This is a genomic window from Sabulicella flocculans (assembly GCF_045449635.1).
GTDB lineage: Bacteria > Pseudomonadota > Alphaproteobacteria > Acetobacterales > Acetobacteraceae > Roseococcus.
On record NZ_JBJJBR010000002.1, the window covers coordinates 352765 to 366143 of the forward strand.

Sequence of the window (13379 nt, forward strand, 5' to 3'; positions counted from 1 at the left end):
TGTCACGGGATTGGGGCAGGGCGTGCGGGCGGAGATCGTCTTCAGGAATGGCAAGGTGTTCCGCGGCCTGCATGGTGGCGTGACGGATGCGCTGGCCGTCGCCGGCGGCAAGGTGCTGGCCCTCGGCGACGCCGCGCTGGAAGCGGTCGGCCCCGGCACCCGCATCGTCGAGCTGGACGGCCGCCTCGCCATCCCCGCCTTCAACGAGGCGCACATGCACCTGCTGCTGTTCGGCCTGGGGCTGCGCCAGGTGAAGCTGCGGGCCGAGGAGGTGCGCAGCCTGGACGAGGCGCTGAACCGCCTGAAGGCCGCCGCCGCCACCACCCCCAAGGGGCAATGGGTGCTGGGCGGGGGCTACGACCACACGGCGCTGGACGTGGGGCGCCACCCGGACGTGGCGGAGCTGGACGCCGCGGTGCCCGACCACCCGGTGTTCATCACCCGCACCTGCGGGCACATGGGCGTGGCCAACACCGCCGCGCTGCGCCTCGCGGGCATCGGCCACAACACGCCGGACCCCGAGGGCGGCGTGATCGAACGCGCCGCGGGCCGGCTGACCGGGCTGATCCAGGAACGCGCGATGCGCCTGGTGAAGGAGGCGATGCCGCCCCCCACCCAGGCCGCGATGGTGGAGGCCATCGAGGCGGCGGGCGACCACCTGGCCGCGCTCGGCTTCGCCTCGGCCACCGACATGAACGTGGGCATGACGGCTGACATGGAGGAGGTGGCGGCCTACCGCGCCGCCAGCCCGCGCCAGCGCATGTGGCTGGTGCTGGCCGGCAACCCGGAGGGCATCGCCGACGCCGCATGGGAGGCCGGGATGCGCCCCTGGACGCCGCGCGACGACCTGCAGGCGATGCTGCGCTGGGGCGCGGTGAAGGTCTTCGCCGATGGCAGCGCCGGGGGGCTGACCGCGGCCTTCTTCGACCCGTACGAGGTGGCCGAGACGCGTGGCGTCTTCACCTTCCCCACCGACACCATCCATGCCCTGCTGGCGAAGTTCCACGCGCAGGGCTGGCAGCTGGACATCCACGCCATCGGCGATGCCGCCATCGAGCAGGTGCTGGCCGGCATGGAGGCCGCCGGCGCCGCGCCGGAACGCCGCCACCGCATCGAGCACTGCGGCTTCCTGACGGAAGGCCAGCGGCACCGGATGAAGGCGCGGGGCATCCTGCCCGTGCCGCAGCCCTCCTTCATGCGCGAGTTCGGCGAGACCTACTTGCGCGTGCTGGGGCCGCAGCGCGCGCTGCGCGCCTACCCGATGAAGACCTGGCTGGCGGAAGGGCATCATCCCTCGGCCAGCACCGACAGCCCGGTGTGCAGCGTGGACCCCTTCGCCAACCTGCACGCGATGGTGACGCGCGAAACCGCCGAAGGCCGCGTGATGGGCGCGGAGGAGCGGCTGACGATGGCCGAGGCCCTGCATTGCTACGGCTGGTGCGGCGCCTACACCACCTTCGCCGAATCGACGCGCGGCACGCTGGAACCCGGCATGGACGCCGATCTGGCGGTGCTGGACACCGACCTGCTGGCGGAGGGCGCCGACATCCTGGGCACGCGTTGCGACCTGACGCTGCGCGGCGGCGCGGTCATCCATGACCGCCATGGGGAGCTGCCGGCATGATGCGCCATGCCCTCCAGCGCATGCTGCTGGCGGTGCCGGTGCTGTTCGGCGTGCTGCTGATCGGCTTCCTGCTGATGCAGGTGGTTCCGACCGACCCCGCCACGGTGCGCGCGGGGCCGCAGGCGACGCAGGAGGTGGTGGCCGCGATCCGCGCCGAGCTGGGGCTGGACGAGCCGATCTGGAAGCAGTTCGGCCTCTATGTCTGGCGGCTGCTGCAAGGCGACCTGGGGGTGTCCATCATCAACAACGTCCCGGTCAGCCAGGAACTCGGCAACACCATCGGGCCGACGCTGGAGCTGATGCTGGCGGCGCTGGTGTGGTCCATCCCGCTGGGGATCGCGCTGGGCACGGTGGCGGCGTATTTCCGCGGCTCCTTCCTTGACCGCGTCGTGATGGCGGTCAGCGTCGCCGGCGTCTCGGTGCCGGTGTTCTTCCTGGGGCTGCTGCTGATCTGGCTGGTGGGCTTCCAGTGGCAGCTGCTGCCCTTCACCGGGCGGGCCGGGCCGTTGTGGACGATGGACGGGCTGAAGGCCATCATCCTGCCGGCCATCACGCTGGGCGGCGTCTTCGTCGGCCCGGTCGCGCGGATGACGCGCACGGCGGTGGTAGATGCGCTGCAGGCCGAGCACGTGCGCACCGCCCGCGCCAAGGGGCTGGCGGAGGGCGCGGTGGTGCGGCGGCACGCGCTGCGCAACGCGCTGATTCCGGTGGTGACGCTGATCGGGCTGCAGATCGGCTTCCTGCTGGGCGGGGCGGTGGTGACGGAAACCATCTTCTCCTGGCCAGGGGTGGGGCGGCTGGCGGTGGGCGCCATCCTTTCCTCCGACTTCCCGATGGCGCAGGGCACCATCATCGTGCTCAGCGCGGGCTTCATCATCATCAACCTGGTGGTGGACCTGCTCTACGGCGCGCTCGACCCGCGGGTGCGGGCATGAGCGCGACCGCCATCGCCGCGCCGCGCAAGCCCTCCGTGCTGCGGATGCTGGGGCGTGACCTGGGCGGCGCCGTCTCGCTGGGGCTGGTGGTGCTGATCCTGCTGGCGGCGCTGCTGGCGCCCTGGCTCTCCCCGCGCGACCCCTACGAGACCGACCTTCTGGCGATCATGCAGCCGCCCTCCGCCGAGTACTGGCTGGGCACGGACGGGCAGGGACGGGACATCCTGGCGCGCATGCTCTACGGGCTGCGGGTGACGCTGCTGATGGGCCTCGCCTCGCTCATCGCGGGTGGCGTGGTGGGGGCGCTGGTCGGGTTCTGCGCCGCCTATTACCGCCGCGCCGATGGGCTGCTGATGCGGCTGATGGACATCCTGCTGAGCTTCCCCGCCATCCTGTTCGGCCTGGCCCTGGCCGCGATCTTCGGGCCGGGCGAGGTGAGCGTGGTGATCGCGCTGTCCATCGCCACGGTGCCGCTGATGGCGCGCATCGTCCGCGGCTCGGCGCTGGTGGTGATGGGGCTGGACTACATCGAGGCCGCGCGCGCCATCGGCATGAGCGACCGGCGACTGATCTGGCGGCACCTGGCGCCCAACTGCCTCTCGGCCATCTTCGTGTTCAGCACGCTGCGCCTGGGGCAGGTGATCCTGCTGGGCTCGGCGCTGTCCTTCCTCGGCCTGGGCGCGCAGCCGCCGCTGGCGGAACTCGGCGCCATGGCGGCGCAGGGGCGCAACTTCCTGTTCATCGCGCCGCACATCAGCGTGATCCCGTCCCTGGGGATCTTCGTGATCGTGCTGGCCTTCAACCTGCTGGGGGATGCGCTGCGCGACGCGCTCGACCCCCGCTTGCGGATCTAGAGGAGACGGGACCATGCTTCGACGTGCAACGCTCGCCGCGCTGGCGGCCATCGGCATCACGGGTGCGGCGCAAGCCCAGGCCCCCGCGCGCAACCAGGTCGTCATCATGCGCGAGATCGACGCCGACCGGTACGACCCCGCGCGCACCACCGCGCTGGCCGCCGGCGAGGTGATGACCATGCTGTCGGACACCCTGGTGGCGATGGCGCCGGACATGCGCACCATCCAGCCCCTGCTGGCCGAGCGGTGGGAGGTCTCGCCCGACGGCCTGGTGTACACCTTCCACCTGCGGCGTGACGTCACCTTCTGCGACGGCAAGCCCTTCCGCGCGCAGGACATGGCCTTCAGCCTCAACCGCTGGATCGGCCGCACCACGCCGCGCATCACCTCCCCGGTGGCCTGGCGCGCCGGCGACGTGAAGGAGATCACGGCGGTCGACGACTTCACCCTGCGCTACGAGCTGAACCGCCCCTTCGGCGAGCTGCTGAGCCAGCTCACGCTCTACTTCGCCTCCGCCGTGGACCCCGCGACGGTGGAGCGGCTGGGCGACAATTTCGGCGTGCAGGGCTTCAACGGCACCGGCCCCTTCTGCTGGGGCAGCTGGACGCCGCGGCAGGAGCTGGTGCTGACGCGCCACGCCAATTACCGCTGGGGGCCGGAGTTCTACACCAACCGCGGCCCGGCGCAGCTGGAGCGCGTGACCTGGCGCGTCATCCCCGAGGCGGCGGCGCGCGTGGCCGCGCTGCAGGCCGGGCAGGCCGACATCACGCAGTACATCCCGCCCGCCTTCGTGGAGCCGCTGTCGCGCGTGCCCACGGTGCAGCGCCACACCCAGCCCAACTACTTCTGGGACGTGTTCATGGGCTTCAAGGTGGACAAGCCGGTGGTGAGCGACATCGCCATTCGCCGCGCCGTCCACATGGCGGTGGACCGGCCGGCGCTGGTGCGCGCCGTCTGGGCCGGGCAGGCGGAGCCCGCGCGCAACATCGTGAACCCCAACGCGCCCGACTTCGACGCCGAGAGCGACCGCATGGTGCCGGGCTTCGACCGCGCCGCGGCGATCCGCACGCTGGAGGAGGCCGGCTGGCGGCCGGGGCCTGACGGCGTGCGGGTGAAGGACGGCCAGCGCGCCACCTTCCTGACCTACGCCATCAACACGCTGGACAACCAGCGCATGGGCGAGATCATCCAGCAGGCGCTGCGGCAGGTAGGCATCGAGATGCGCATCCAGCTGTTCGACGCCACCGTGGCCTGGGGCCGGCTGGCGACGCAGGAATTCGACGCCTTCTTCCTGTCCTACCCCTACGTCTCGGCCGGGGACGCGCTGAACCTCTACTGGCACAGCCGCAACCGGCCGACGCCCAACCGCATGAACTGGGCCAACCCGCAGACCGACCAGTGGCTGGAGGCCGGGCGTTCCGCCCTCGACCCCGCCGAGCGCGCGCGCAACGTCGCCCTGGTGCAGCGCCAGCTGGCCGAGCAGGCGCCCTGGATGACGGTGGCGCGCACGCAGCTCACGCTGTTCAGTTCCAACCGCGTGCAGGGCGTGCGGGCGCACGGGCTCTATGGCGCGGGCCTCTACAAGCTGCTCGACGTGCGGACGGTGCGCTGATGCCCACCACCCTGATCCGCAACGCCGAGCTGGTCGTCGCCTGGGACGCCTCTGCGAAGCGCCACGCCTACATGCCGGGCGCCGACGTGGCCTGGCGGGACGGGGTGCTCACCTTCGTCGGCCGCGGCTTCGAGGGCGTGGCCGACGAGGTGATCGACGGCGCGGGCACCATGGTGATGCCCGGGCTGGTCAACATCCACTCGCATCCGACCAGCGAGCCGATGAACAAGGGGCTGCTGGACGAGATCGGCAGCCCCGGCCTCTACAACTCGTCGCTCTACGAGTTCATGCCGATCTTCCGCTCGGATGCGGAGGCCATCCCGGATTGCGTGCGCGTGGCGCTGAGCGAATTGCTGCTCTCCGGCGTCACCACGCTGGCCGATCTCTCCATGGCGCATCCCGGCTGGCTGGACCTGCTGGCCGAGGCCGGGATGCGGGTGTGCATCGCGCCGATGTTCCGCTCGGCGCGCTGGTTCACCAGGAACGGGCACGTGGTCGAGTATGAGTGGGACGAAGCCGCCGGCGTGAAGGCGATGGAGGAGGCGTTCAGCCTCATCCAGCGCGCCGAGCAGCACTCCTCGGGCTTGCTGTTTGGCATGGCCTGCCCGGCGCAGATCGACACCTGCAGCCCGGAGCTGCTGCGGGATTCCCGCGCCGAGGCCCGCGCCCGCGGCATCTCCTGGCAGATTCATGCGGCGCAGAGCGTGGTCGAGTTCCACGAGATCACCCGGCGCGAGGGCTTCACCCCCATCCAGTGGCTGCACGAGATGGGGCTGCTGGACGAGAAGGCGATCATCGGCCACGGCATCTTCCTGGACGACCACCCGAGCACGCGCTGGCACACCGATGCCGACCTCGGCATCCTGGCCGAGACCGGCGCCACCGTCGCGCATTGCCCCACCGTCTTCGCGCGGCGCGGCATCACCATGAAGGATTTCGGCCGCTACGTGCGGAACGGAGTCAACATGGGCGTGGGAACCGACACCTACCCGCACAACATGCTGGATGAGATGCGCCTCGTCGCCTACCTGGCGCGCACCCAGGCCGGCAACCCGCGCACCATGTCCACCACCGACGTCTTCGACGCCGCCACGGTGGGCGGCGCGCGGGCGCTGGGGCGCGAGGATATCGGGCGCCTCGCCCCCGGCTGCCGCGCCGACCTGGTGCTGGTGGACGCCACCCATCCGCGCATGCAGCCGCGCCATGACCCGGTGCGCAGCCTGATCTACGCGGCCGGCGACCGCGCGGTGCGGGACGTCTTCGTGGATGGCCGCCAGGTGGTGAAGGATGGCGAGGTGCTGACCATGGATTTCCGCCAGGCCGCGGCCCACTTGGCCGAGGCGCAGAAGCGCGTGGTCGGCCGGGCGACGCAGCAGGACTGGGCGCATCGGCCGGTCGAGCAGATCGTCAGGCCGACCTTCCCTTGGCTGTGACGCCGCTGCTGCAGGTCGAGGGCCTGCGGACCGTCTTCCGCAGCAGCAGCGGCGACGTGCCGGCGGTGGATGGCGTGTCGCTGGAGGTGGAGCGCGGCCGCACGCTGGGCGTGGTGGGCGAGAGCGGCTGCGGCAAGTCGGTGCTGTCGCTCTCCATCATGCGGCTGGTGGCGCATCCAGGGCGCATCGCCGCCGGGCGCGTGCTGCTGGAGGGGCGGGACCTTGCCTCGCTGTCCAACGCGCAGATGCGCGCGGTGCGCGGGCGCGACATCGCGATGATCTTCCAGGAGCCGATGACGTCGCTGAACCCGGTGCACAGCGTCGGCTTCCAGGTGACCGAGGGGCTGCGCGCGCATGAGCCCAACCTTTCGCGCGCCGAACTGCGCCACCGCGGCATCGAGGCGCTGAAGCGCGTGCGCATCCCCAGCCCCGAGCGACGCTTCGACGAGTATCCGCACCAGCTCTCGGGCGGCATGCGCCAGCGGGTGATGATCGCCATGGCGCTGGCCGGCAGCCCTAAGCTGCTGATCGCCGACGAGCCGACCACGGCGCTGGACGTGACGGTGCAGGCGCAGATCCTGGACCTGCTGCGCGAACTCCAGGCCGAGACGGGCATGGCCATCATCCTCATCACCCACGACCTCGGCGTGGTGGCGGAGATGGCGGATGAGGTGGCGGTGATGTACGCCGGCCGCGTGGTGGAGCGCGCCGCCGCCCGTGCCGTGTTCGACGACCCGCAGCACCCCTACACGCTGGGCCTGCTGGGCAGCATCCCGCGGCTGGATGAGGAGCGCGACCAGCTGCTGGCCATCCGCGGCGCGGTGCCGCCGCCCTTCGCCCTACCGCCCGGCTGCCGCTTCGCCCCGCGCTGCCCCTTCGCCATCGCGGCCTGCGACGCCGCCATCCCCGATCTGCGCGCCATCGCGCCGGGGCACGACGCGCGCTGCATCCGCGCGCCGGTCGAGGAAAGCATCCCCGCATGAGCGACGTGCTGCTGGAGGCGGAGGACCTCGCCAAGCATTACCCGGTCACCGAGGGGCTGATCCGGGCGAAGCGCGTCGGCACGGTGCGCGCGGTGGATGGCGTGTCCTTCACCGTGCGGCGTGGCGAGACGCTGGCGCTGGTGGGCGAATCCGGCTGCGGCAAGTCCACCACGGCGCGGCTGGCGCTGCGCCTGATCGAGCCCAGCGCCGGGCGCGTGCGCTTCGACGGCGTGGACATCACCACGCTGGACCGCGCCGCTCTCAAGGCCTTCCGCCGCCGGGCGCAGATCGTCTTCCAGGATCCCTATGCCTCGCTGAACCCGCGCTACACCGTGGCGCAGACGCTGAGCGAGCCGCTGGAGGTGCACGGCATCGGCGACGCCGCCTCGCGCCGGGCGCGGGTGGAGGAGCTGCTGGGCCTCGTCGGCCTCGCGCCCTTCCATGCCGCGCGCTACGGGCACGAGTTCAGCGGCGGGCAGCGCCAGCGCATCGGCATCGCCCGCGCGCTGGCAGCCGGGCCGGACCTGGTGGTGTGCGACGAGCCGGTGAGCGCGCTCGACGTCTCCATCCAGGCGCAGGTGGTGAACCTGCTGCGCGACCTGCAGCAAAGGCTGGGGCTGGCCTACCTGTTCATCGCGCATGACCTGGCGGTGGTGAAGCACGTCGCCGACCGCATCGCCGTGATGTACCTGGGCCGCATCGTCGAGGTGCAGGAGAAGGCGGCGCTCTTCGCCAATCCGCGCCACCCCTACACGCGGGCGCTGCTGGCGGCGATCCCGCATCCGGACCCTTCGCGGCGCGGGCGCATCGTGCCGCTGGGGGGCGACCTGCCCAGCCCGCTCAACCCGCCCTCGGGCTGCCGCTTCCGCACCCGCTGCCCCTTCGCGCAGGCGCGCTGCGCGGCGGAGGAGCCGGCGCTGGTGGATGGCGTGGCCTGCCACTTCGCCGATGCGCTGCCGCCGGCGGGGCTGGACTTTTCCGGCGGCCTCGCGCCGAATGCCCAGCGCCGGCTGGCGCTCTACGCGAAGGCCGGCGCCGGATAGGAAACGCCCATGGTCATGTCCCTCGTCGCGCCCCGCCAGATGCTGGTCGGCGGTGGCAGCATCAGCCGTGCCGGCGCGCTGCTGGCGCAGTTCGGCTTCTCCCGCCCGCTGGTGGTGACGGACCCGTGGATGGTCTCCTCCGGCACGGTGGAGAAGCTGCTGGCGCCGCTGCGCGCGGCCGGCCTGGCGCCCGCCGTGTTCAGCGACACCGTGCCCGACCCGACGGACGTGGTGATCGCCGCGGGCGTGCAGGCCGTCCGCGCCGGGGATTACGACGTGCTGCTGGGCTTCGGCGGCGGCAGCCCGATGGACACCGCCAAGGCCATGGCCATCCTCGCCGCCGCGCCGGAGGGCGCGCGGATGCGCGACTTCAAGGTGCCGCACGCGGCGGATGCGGCGGCGCTGCCGGTGATCTGCGTGCCAACCACCGCCGGCACCGGCAGCGAGGCGACGCGCTTCACCGTCATCACCGACACCGAGACCGACGAGAAGATGCTGATCGCCGGCCTGGGCGCGCTGCCGCTGGCCGCCATCGTGGACCATGAGCTGACCTTCACCGTCCCACGCCGCACCACGGCCGACACCGGCATCGACAGCCTGACCCACGCGCTGGAGGCCTTCGTCAGCAAGCGCGCCAACCCGGTGAGCGACATGTACGCGCGCGAGGCGATGCGCCTCATCGGCCCCAACCTGCGCGCCGTCTGGCACCGCCCGGACGACGCCGCGGCGCGCGAGGCGATGATGCTGGGCGCCAGCCTCGCCGGGCTGGCCTTCTCCAACGCTTCGGTGGCGCTGGTGCATGGCATGTCGCGGCCGATCGGCGCGCATTTCCACGTGCCGCACGGGCTGTCCAACGCCATGCTGCTGCCGGCGGTGACGGAGTTCGGGCTGCACAGCGCCCTGCCGCGCTATGCCGAGGCGGCGCGCTGCATCGGCTGCGCGGCGACCGGCGACGCCGACCAGGTGGCGGGCGCCAAGCTGCTGGAGGAGCTGCGCGCCCTGAACGCGGAGCTGGAAGTGCCCAGCCCCGCCGCGCATGGCATCGCCGAGGATCGCTGGAACGCGCTGGTGCCCACCATGGCGAAGCAGGCCCTGGCCAGCGGCAGCCCGGGCAACAACCCGCGCGTGCCGGATGAGGCGGAGATCGCCGCCCTCTACGCCCGCGTCTTCCGCGGCTGAGCCACGCGCCGCCGCGCCCAGGCCATCAACGCCTGGACCGGCAGCGGGCGTGCCAGCCAGAAGCCCTGCACCCGCTGCACGCCCAGGTGCCGCAGCAGCTGCATGTCGGCGCGCGAGGCCACGCCCTCCGCCGTCAGCACCAGGCCGCGCTTCACCATGGCGCGCACCTGGGCCCGGCCGCGTGGGCAGCGGTTCAGCCGGCGCACCATGGAGCGGTCCAGCTTCACCCCGGTGAAGGGCAGGCCCAGCAGGCGGCGCCGCGGGTCGTCCAGGATGAAGTCATCCATCACCACCTCGTGCCCCGCGGCGCGCAGCCGGCGCAGGGCGCGGGCCAGCCGCGCGCGGTCCACCACCGGCGCGGTCTCGGTCAGCTCGATCACCAGGCGGGAGGCGGGGAGGCGGGCGCGGCGCGACTCGCGGGCCAGCCAGGCGGCGACGTCGCGCCGCTCGAATTCCGCGACCGAGAGGTTGACGCTGACCTTCAGCGGCCAGGGCAGGCGCGCCATGTCCTGGGTGGCGAGGCGCGTGACCGCGCCGGCCAGCGCCTTGCCCAGCCCCATGCGCTCCATGGCCGGCACGAAATGGATGGGGGTCAGCGCCACCGGGTCGCTGGCCCAGCGCGCCAGGGCCTCGACGCCGGTCATCCGGCCGTCGCGCAGCGAGACGATGGGCTGGTAGCGCAGCATCAGCCCGCCCGGGCGCAGCGTGCCGGTGCCCCGGGCCGGGGCGGCGCCGGCCTCGGCGAGCAGGGCGCGCACGGTGGTGGGCTCGGCGCCGCGGGGCAGGGTGGCGATGACGGCCTGGGGCGAGGCCTCGGCCAGCGCGTCCAGCAGCCCCGGGTCGAAGCCGGGCGCCCCTTCCTCGACCAGCAGGTGGGACAGGCCGGTGAGCTGCTGCAGCACCGCCGCCAGCAGCGCCTCGTCCGTCGCCAGGACGACCGGCGCCGCGCCGCCCGCCGCGCAGGCCACGACGAGCGGAAGCAGCGGGTCGCGGGCGACGACGCCGATGCGCGGTGCGGGGCCTGCCTCGCCCTGGGGGATGCCGCTCGGCGCCATGCCGCCTCAGCCTAACGCGCGGCGTCCGGCATCCACAACGCTGCCGAAGGCGTCACCGGACTGCCGTCGCGCCGGCGTGCCGGGCGGCCTCCGGCTCGCCCCGGCGCAGCGACCGGCGGCCGGAGAACAGCACGATGGGCGCGGCGATGAAGACGGAGGAGGAGGCGGAGATCACGATGCCGAACACCATCACCCATGCGAAGCCGGACAGGGTGTCGCCGCCGAATAGCGCCAGCGGCAGGGCGGAGAGCAGCAGCGTCATCGAGGTGCCGAGCGAGCGGTTCAGCGTCTCGTTGATGGACAGGTCCACCAACTCCTGCAGGGGCATCGCCTTGAACTTGCGCAGGTTCTCGCGCATGCGGTCGAACACCACCACCTTGTCGTTGGCGCTAAAGCCGATGACGGTGAGGATGGCGGCGATGGTCGTCAGGTTGAACTCGATGCTGAACAGCACCATGAAGCCGATGGTCTTGGTGGTGTCGAGGATCAGGGTGGCGATGGCGGCGACGCCGAACTGCCACTCGAAGCGCACCCAGATGTAGATCAGCATGGCCAGCAGCGAGAGGCCGAGCGCCAGCAGCCCGCCGCGGAACAGCTCGTCCGACACGCGGTTGCCCACCGCCTCGGTGCGCAGGATGCGGATGCCGGGCACCGCCTGCTCCAGCGCCGCGCGGGTGGCGTTCACCACCTGCTGGGTCTGCGCCTCCTGCTCTGGCGCGGGCATGCGCAGCAGGAAGCTGTGCGCCTCGCCGAACTGCTGCACGCCGACGTCGCCAGCCACCGCCGCGGTGGCGGCGTTGCGCACGGCGGCGATGGAGGTGCCCTCGGGCGCGCGCACCTCCATCACGATGCCGCCCTTGAAGTCGATGCCCTTGTCCAGCCCCGGGTAGAAGGCCCCGATGAGCGAGGCGGTGGACAGCACGCCGGACACCAGCAGCCCCGCCGCGGCGCCGCGCATGAAGCGGATGGAGGTGACGTCCGGCACCAGGCGGAACAACGGCCGCGCCAGCCGGCCGAGCAGGCCGAGGCCCGGGCGCTCGACCACCGGCAGCTCCTTCGGGCGCTTCCAGCGGTACCACCACACCACCATCAGGCGCGTCAGCACGGTGGCGGTCCACATCTGCACGATGGTGCCGATGGCCACCGTCACCGCGAAGCCCTTCACCGGACCGGAGCCGAAGCCGTAGAGGCAGGCCATGGCGATCAGGTTGGTGAGGTTGGAGTCCAGGATGGTGCCCGACGCCTTGGAATATCCCGTCTCCAGCGCCGAGATCGGGGAGCGCCCGTTCTTGACCTCCTCGCGGATGCGCTCGTTGATCAGGATGTTGGCGTCCAGCGCCGTGCCCAGCGTCAGCACGATGCCGGCGATGCCCGGCAAGGTCAGCGTGGCCTCCAGCAAGGACAGGAAGCCCACCAGCAGGATGATGTTGAACAGCAGCGCGATGTTGGCGAACCAGCCGAACAGCCCGTAGGCCAGCCCCATGTAGAGGAACACGAACAGCGTGCCGACCGCGAGGCTGATGATGCCGGCGCGGATGGCGTCCGCCCCCAGCTCCGGCCCGACGCTGCGCTCCTCCACCACCGTCAGCGGCGCCGGCAGGGCGCCGGCGCGCAGCAGCACCGCGAGGTCGTTGGCGGAGCGCACGGTGAAGCTGCCGCTGATCTGCCCGCGCCCGCCGGTGATCGGCTCGCGGATCACCGGGGCGGTGATCACCTTCTCGTCCAGCACGATGGCGAAGGGGCGGCCGACGTTCTGGCGCGTCACCTCGGAGAAGCGGCGCGTGCCCACCGAGTCGAAGGTGAAGTTCACCACCCATTCGGCGTTGCGCGTGTCCTGGCTGGCGCGGGCGTCGGACAGGTTGGCGCCGTCCACCTCGACGCGGCGGCGCACGGCGAAGCGCTCGCCCGGGCGCTCGCCGTTCAGGAACATCACCCCCGGCGGCGGGGTGGGGCTGGCGGGGTTCGCCGTCTCGTCCAGCAGGTGGAAGGTCATGCGCGCGGTGCGGCCCAGCAGGTCCTTGATGCGGCCGGGGTCCTCGACGCCGGGAAGCTGCACCAGGATGCGGTTGGCGCCCTGGCGGGCGATCAGCGCCTCAGCCACGCCGGTCTCGTCGATGCGGCGGCGGACGATCTCGATGGACTGCTCGACGGCGTTGGCGGACTTGGCGCGCAGCCCGGCCTCGGTGACGGTGGCGGTCAGCAGGCCGTCCGGGGTGGCCGTCACCTCGATGTCCGGCGCCTGGGCGCCGCCGCCGATGTTCACCGGGTTGGCGAGGTCGCGCAGGATACGCGTGGCGGCCTCGCGCTGGGCGGGGTCGGTGAGGCGCAGCTGGATGCGCCGCGCCTCCGGGCTGGCGGCGAGGCCGGTGTAGCCGATGCGCGGCTGCGCCTGGTTCAGGCCGCGGCGGGTGCCCTCGACCAGCGACTCCAGCCGCTCGCGCAGCAGGACGGAGGTGTCCACCTCCAGCAGCAGGTAGGAGCCGCCGCGCAGGTCCAGGCCCAGCGAGATCTGGCGCAGGGGGAACCAGTCGGGGAAGGCGGCGCGCGGCAGCAGGTTCGGCAAGCTGACCAGCAGGCCGGCCAGGCAGACCAGGAGGATCGCGGCCTGCTTCCACCGCGCGAAGAACATCATGAAGGCAACACCCCGGGTTCCGGAACCGG

The 13379-nt window shown here is 72.2% G+C and carries 10 protein-coding genes; 8 read left to right on the forward strand and 2 right to left on the reverse strand.

Features of this window, described 5'->3' with window-relative positions; all coding sequences use genetic code 11:
- Window positions 1-55: 55 nt before the first annotated feature.
- From ACI6QG_RS04590 to ACI6QG_RS04625, 8 genes are read left to right on the forward strand one after another with little or no spacing between them, the layout of a single operon-like run.
- A complete protein-coding gene (locus ACI6QG_RS04590; protein WP_407023387.1) occupies window positions 56-1624 on the forward strand; it encodes an amidohydrolase in 1569 nt (522 codons plus the stop codon).
- Entirely contained in the window at window positions 1621-2559 is a 939-nt protein-coding gene (locus tag ACI6QG_RS04595) for an ABC transporter permease (RefSeq protein WP_407023388.1), read from the forward strand. Before ACI6QG_RS04590 ends, ACI6QG_RS04595 begins: the two co-directional genes overlap by 4 nt.
- Window positions 2556-3413, forward strand: coding sequence for an ABC transporter permease (locus ACI6QG_RS04600; protein ID WP_407023389.1), 858 nt, complete (start codon window positions 2556-2558; stop codon window positions 3411-3413). Before ACI6QG_RS04595 ends, ACI6QG_RS04600 begins: the two co-directional genes overlap by 4 nt.
- A 13-nt stretch (window positions 3414-3426) precedes the next feature.
- Window positions 3427-5025, forward strand: coding sequence for an ABC transporter substrate-binding protein (locus tag ACI6QG_RS04605; RefSeq protein ID WP_407023390.1), 1599 nt, complete (start codon window positions 3427-3429; stop codon window positions 5023-5025).
- Window positions 5025-6458, forward strand: a complete 1434-nt coding sequence (locus tag ACI6QG_RS04610) for an amidohydrolase family protein (protein ID WP_407023391.1) — start codon at window positions 5025-5027, stop codon at window positions 6456-6458. The genes ACI6QG_RS04605 and ACI6QG_RS04610 overlap by 1 nt, the downstream gene beginning before the upstream one ends.
- Window positions 6455-7441, forward strand: a complete 987-nt coding sequence (locus ACI6QG_RS04615) for an ABC transporter ATP-binding protein (RefSeq protein ID WP_407023392.1) — start codon at window positions 6455-6457, stop codon at window positions 7439-7441. The genes ACI6QG_RS04610 and ACI6QG_RS04615 overlap by 4 nt, the downstream gene beginning before the upstream one ends.
- Window positions 7438-8484 carry an ABC transporter ATP-binding protein gene (locus ACI6QG_RS04620; protein WP_407023393.1) on the forward strand — a complete coding sequence of 349 codons (1047 nt, stop codon included), beginning with the start codon at window positions 7438-7440 and terminating at the stop codon, window positions 8482-8484. Before ACI6QG_RS04615 ends, ACI6QG_RS04620 begins: the two co-directional genes overlap by 4 nt.
- A gap of 9 nt (window positions 8485-8493) precedes the next feature.
- Entirely contained in the window at window positions 8494-9663 is a 1170-nt protein-coding gene (locus ACI6QG_RS04625; protein ID WP_407023394.1) for an iron-containing alcohol dehydrogenase, read from the forward strand.
- On the opposite strand, the gene ACI6QG_RS04630 is transcribed toward ACI6QG_RS04625, so the two are convergent.
- Together ACI6QG_RS04630 and secD are read right to left on the reverse strand one after the other, a co-directional pair.
- Window positions 9639-10718 (reverse strand): EAL domain-containing protein, encoded by a 1080-nt coding sequence (locus ACI6QG_RS04630; protein ID WP_407023395.1) that lies wholly within the window; start codon window positions 10716-10718, stop codon window positions 9639-9641. The two genes, ACI6QG_RS04625 and ACI6QG_RS04630, sit on opposite strands and share 25 nt — an antisense overlap.
- Before the next feature lie 52 nt (window positions 10719-10770).
- Window positions 10771-13350 (reverse strand): protein translocase subunit SecD, encoded by a 2580-nt coding sequence (gene secD / locus ACI6QG_RS04635; protein WP_407023396.1) that lies wholly within the window; start codon window positions 13348-13350, stop codon window positions 10771-10773.
- Window positions 13351-13379 lie beyond the last annotated feature (29 nt).

What these genes read in the sequence shown, in the direction of transcription:
- ACI6QG_RS04600 (WP_407023389.1), top strand. Translation starts at nt 2,556, where the DNA reads ATGAGCGCGACCGCCATCGCCGCGCCGCGCAAGCCCTCCGTGCTGCGG.
- ACI6QG_RS04630 (WP_407023395.1), bottom strand. Translation starts at nt 10,718, where the DNA reads ATGGCGCCGAGCGGCATCCCCCAGGGCGAGGCAGGCCCCGCACCGCGC.
- ACI6QG_RS04625 (WP_407023394.1), top strand. Translation starts at nt 8,494, where the DNA reads ATGGTCATGTCCCTCGTCGCGCCCCGCCAGATGCTGGTCGGCGGTGGC.
- ACI6QG_RS04620 (WP_407023393.1), top strand. Translation starts at nt 7,438, where the DNA reads ATGAGCGACGTGCTGCTGGAGGCGGAGGACCTCGCCAAGCATTACCCG.
- secD (WP_407023396.1), bottom strand. Translation starts at nt 13,350, where the DNA reads ATGATGTTCTTCGCGCGGTGGAAGCAGGCCGCGATCCTCCTGGTCTGC.
- ACI6QG_RS04595 (WP_407023388.1), top strand. Translation starts at nt 1,621, where the DNA reads ATGATGCGCCATGCCCTCCAGCGCATGCTGCTGGCGGTGCCGGTGCTG.
- ACI6QG_RS04610 (WP_407023391.1), top strand. Translation starts at nt 5,025, where the DNA reads ATGCCCACCACCCTGATCCGCAACGCCGAGCTGGTCGTCGCCTGGGAC.
- ACI6QG_RS04605 (WP_407023390.1), top strand. Translation starts at nt 3,427, where the DNA reads ATGCTTCGACGTGCAACGCTCGCCGCGCTGGCGGCCATCGGCATCACG.